We start from the raw sequence: 3,906 nt of genomic DNA, 5'->3' as shown, positions 1-3,906 counted from the left end.
GCACGTCCCACGGCGTCAGGGTTCGTGATCACCTCAACCTCGGCGCAGGAATCGACGATCTCCTCGGCAGAATCCGCCCACACCCACCACCACAGACCTCCCATGCCGTAGTCATGAAGGACCAGATAGCGCGTCTTCCCGACCTCATCCACTCGGCTCACAGCCCGCGAGCCTACGTTGCGCCCGAACAGGCCAGAGGTTCCCCCTGGCGGCCCTATGAGGACTCGGCTCGCCCGATCTCGGATGGTCCATACGGTGTCGAGCTGAAGCGTCCTTCCGGTGAACCGCCGTCCCCCACATGGCTGACGAAACAGGCAGTTCCGGCACGTCACCAGCGTGATCACCGCTACTCCTACAGGCATGATCAAGAACATGCTGCGCGGTGCTGCCGCGCTCTCCCTCACCCTGGCCCCGATCGCCCTGCCGTCCACGGCCGCCGCTGCCCCGGTGGCGCCGGCCGGTGCGGAGGTGCTCAACCTGGTCGACGCCGTCGAGCAGATCCCCCTCGCCGACGAGGCCCGCGCCGGATACAGCCGCGATGCGTTCCAGCACTGGAACACCGGCCTCGATCCCGCTGACGGCTGCAACACCCGCGCCGAGGTCCTCCAGGCGTATCCGCGCCTCCGACAGCCTTGCCCGGAATACTTGCCGGGCAGAGCGTCAGCAGTATGCCGTTGACGTTGATCGGGGAGTGTCACGTCAGGTTGAGTGCTCGATCATTCTCTGAATGGTTTCGCGGACCGAGTCGTCTGTCTCGTACGCGAGGCGCCGGCTAAGGGCTTCTCGTCGCCGGGTAGGTAGCTGTCGTCCCTGTTGTGTGTGCGTCGCCATGAGCACAGCAGCGAGGGATCGGACATCGGTGACCGGATCGGCGAGCGCCATGGTCAGCAGATCTCGGCCGTGTTCTCCCTGGGCGGCGAGGGCGCGAAGGATCGTTTCTCTCACGGCCGGGTGAGTCTCCGCAGTCAGGGCCCGAATGAGCGTGCTGGGCAAGGTGGCGCTCGGTGCTGGGTAGGTGATGAACGTGTAGGCGGCGGCTCGCCGCCTTGTCGGGAGTTCGTCGTCCAGGAGCGTCGCAACGAGCTGGTCCTCGTTGCCGGCCATCTGGTCGGCGAACCAGTTGAGGTCCCGGTGTCCTGTCAGAACGAAGTCGAGCCACCGCTCGTACCAAGACAGGAAGTCAGAATCGGCGTAGAACCGGGGAGCGAAGAATCCCTCGGCGTTGACTTCCACCAGTCGCCCGCGTCCGGGTCCTGTGACGACAAGCAGCGTGAAGTCGCTGCAGCCCCGGTAAACAACTGTGATGGTGCCGGGGAAGGAGCCCGCGAGGTCACCCCGGTCATCGGGACCTGTTGGGACATCGACGTCGGGAGCGATGGGGAACGATTCGGCGGGCTGTCCCATGCCACCGGGCCCGACCCATTGCTCCATAGGCAGCAACCCGTAGGTGGGACCGTATCCGCCGTGGCCGATTCGGGTGAGGAACTGGTGAAACTCCTCAGGCAGTCGAACGTCGTGGGCGTCCTCGAAGTCCGAGATCTGTGTCTCGGTGAGCACGGGGCCGAGTACGGCCTTCTCCGCAGTCGGCAGTGCGGCGAGTTTGGCTTGGATCCGGGTGATCCTGGCGTCCACCGGTACGTCTTCTCATGTCGGAAGGTCGTTCGAGCCGCGAGCATAACCCACGGTCGGGCCGCCGGGCTGTCGTCAGCCTGCGTCGAACATGGCCACTGTGCCCCTGTGTCATCACTGTCAGCGGCACTTCGCCGCTGTACCGGATAACGCATCGTTCACACAACGGACACGGCGTACATCACCCAGTCGCAGACGTCAGCGGCAACCTTTCCAAGGTGCAGATAACACATGGTGCCCCTTGCCGAAAGCTGGGACAGCGGCGCCCCGCCTGGGACGCGAAGCGGCGCGAGGCGTACGCGAACGACCAGGACGCGGCCACCAGCCTCGTCGCAGTGACCGCGGCGCACGAACCGTCAGAAGGCCGACCAGGACCCCGCTGCATGGATGCCGCCAGCCTCGAACGCTACCTGCCGCTACCTCGCCGAGTGGACCGCGACCAAGCTTCGCTGGGGCCTGTCCGCCGACCAGAGCGAGATCGACGCCATCAACGTCTACGCCGGCGGACCGTGCGAGATGACCGTCGTTCACTACACCCCGGCTTCGTAAGTGACGACCGTACGGCGCCCGCTGGGCCGTATACAGGTTCTGGTCCGCCGTCAGGGCGGGCTGCTGCTCTGTTGGTTCGATGCACGGGGACGGGGCAATTCAGTTCTCCCTCAGACGCATCGGGTGCACCTTGCACCACACTCCTGTGACGCGTGAGCAGGTGAAAGGTTGTACGGAGACCTGTAGCTCTCGGGCCCGCAGCTTCCTCGGCGCGGCACACGGTGGCTTGCTGTGACGTGGAGTGCGGATCGGCCAGTGGCGGCACTGAGTGACGGCCGGGCCGGGGCGCCGGGGCGCCCTGACCACGGGGGCTACGTTCAATGGTCACTACGGACCGGTGCGATTTCCGAAAGTTCGACTTCGACGCCAACCCCAACATCGACGCGGCCATGATCCACGCCCTCGCCAAGTGCGAATGGATCAAGAAGAGCCTGCCGCTCTGCCTGATCGGCGACTCCGGCACCGGCGAGTCCCACCTGCCGATCGCCCTCGGCACCGAAGCCGCGATGGCAGGCTACCGGGTCAAGTACGTCCTGGCGACGAAGCTGGGCAACGAGCTCGTAGAGGCCGCCGACGAGAAGCAGCTGACCAAGACCATCGCCCGCTACGGCCGCGTCGATCTTTTGTGCATCGATGAGCTCGGCTACATGGAACTCGACCGCCGCGGCGCCGAACTCCTCTTCCAGGTTCTGACCGAGCGGGAGGAAAAGAACAGCGTGGCGATCGCCTCAAACGAATCCTTCTCTGGCTGGACAAAGACCTTCACCGACCCGCGGCTCTGCGCTGCCATCGTCGACCGCCTCCCCTTCGGCGGCAACATCATCGAGACCGGCACCGGCTCCTACCGCCTCGCCACCACCCGCGCCCGCGCCGCCGAACACGAAGCCGCCGTGGGCTGGCCTTCCTCAGCGCATCACACGTCGGCGATCAGGGCATACCGTTCATCGTCCACCGGACCACCCCACAAATCCGGGTCGCTGCCGAGCGGTTCAATGCGCACAGCGGCAACAAGAGGGCGCACGGCTACGGCAAGGTCTTCGGCGCCGATTCCACCGTTCCACGGCAGCGATTCGGCCCCAGCCACATACGGGACACCGCTCTGGCCTGCCTCACGCCAACGTCCCTCGACCAGCACCAGCCGGCCTCCCGGCCGCAAGCGTGTCACCCACTCACGCAAGGCCGCCTCCGGATCAGGCAGCGTCCACACCAGATGCCGCGCCAACACGACACCGAACCGCTGTTCCCCGGTCGGGGGCATCATGGCGTCACCGACCAGGAAACGGCCGGCAAAGCCGGCGGCCTCGAACTTCGTGCGCGCCTGCTCAACCATGCGCGGCGCCAGATCGACCCCGGTCGCCCGGTGCCCGGCCTCGGCCAACAGCAAGGACATGGAACCGGTGCCACAGCCGATGTCGAGAACGTCGACTGGATCGGTTGGCATCAAGGAGTGCAGGAGCCGGGCCCACGCAGCGCGTGTGTTGTCAGCCGTCAGCCCGTGGTCTGGCTCGTCGTCGAAAGCCGCCGCAGCGGCATCCCAGTAGGCAGTGATCGAAGCAGTTCGGTCAGTCATGACTCGATGTTCTCAGCAGCCACTGACACTCCAGACGCCCAGCAGCGGAGTCAGTTCTCGGTTCTGGCACAGATCTTGGGGAGCCGTCGCGGAGCGTTACCTCGGTGTTCGATTGCGAGTGACTGGCTCGTGCGAGACGGCGTACGCCTTGGTGCCTG

The 3,906-nt window shown here is 65.8% G+C and carries 3 protein-coding genes and 2 pseudogenes; 3 read left to right on the top strand and 2 right to left on the bottom strand.

Annotation, left to right across the window (positions count from 1 at the left end; translation table 11 throughout):
• The first annotated feature begins 360 nt into the window (after positions 1-360).
• Positions 361-678 carry a hypothetical protein gene (locus tag IO20_RS37250; protein ID WP_031127800.1) on the top strand — a complete coding sequence of 106 codons (318 nt, stop codon included), beginning with the start codon at positions 361-363 and terminating at the stop codon, positions 676-678.
• 21 nt (positions 679-699) lie between these two features.
• Here the strand turns inward: IO20_RS37250 and IO20_RS0134090 are convergent, their stop codons facing one another.
• A complete protein-coding gene (locus IO20_RS0134090) occupies positions 700-1,632 on the bottom strand; it encodes an SMI1/KNR4 family protein (RefSeq protein ID WP_030557215.1) in 933 nt (310 codons plus the stop codon).
• Between the two features lie 225 nt (positions 1,633-1,857).
• Here IO20_RS0134090 and IO20_RS37245 point away from each other — a divergent pair.
• Together IO20_RS37245 and IO20_RS39380 are read left to right on the top strand one after the other, a co-directional pair.
• A pseudogene (locus tag IO20_RS37245) lies at positions 1,858-2,178 on the top strand (HNH endonuclease family protein); the annotation flags it as partial.
• A 347-nt stretch (positions 2,179-2,525) separates the two neighbouring features.
• A pseudogene (locus tag IO20_RS39380) lies at positions 2,526-3,068 on the top strand (ATP-binding protein); the annotation flags it as partial.
• Between the two features lie 23 nt (positions 3,069-3,091).
• Here the strand turns inward: IO20_RS39380 and IO20_RS0134075 are convergent.
• Positions 3,092-3,748, bottom strand: coding sequence for a class I SAM-dependent methyltransferase (locus tag IO20_RS0134075; RefSeq protein ID WP_030557218.1), 657 nt, complete (start codon positions 3,746-3,748; stop codon positions 3,092-3,094).
• Positions 3,749-3,906 lie beyond the last annotated feature (158 nt).

The sequence above is a fragment of the Streptomyces exfoliatus genome, from assembly GCF_000725545.1.
GTDB lineage: Bacteria > Actinomycetota > Actinomycetes > Streptomycetales > Streptomycetaceae > Streptomyces > Streptomyces exfoliatus.
Note: the sequence above shows the minus strand (reverse complement) of the source record. Positions and strands in the feature narration are given on the sequence as shown.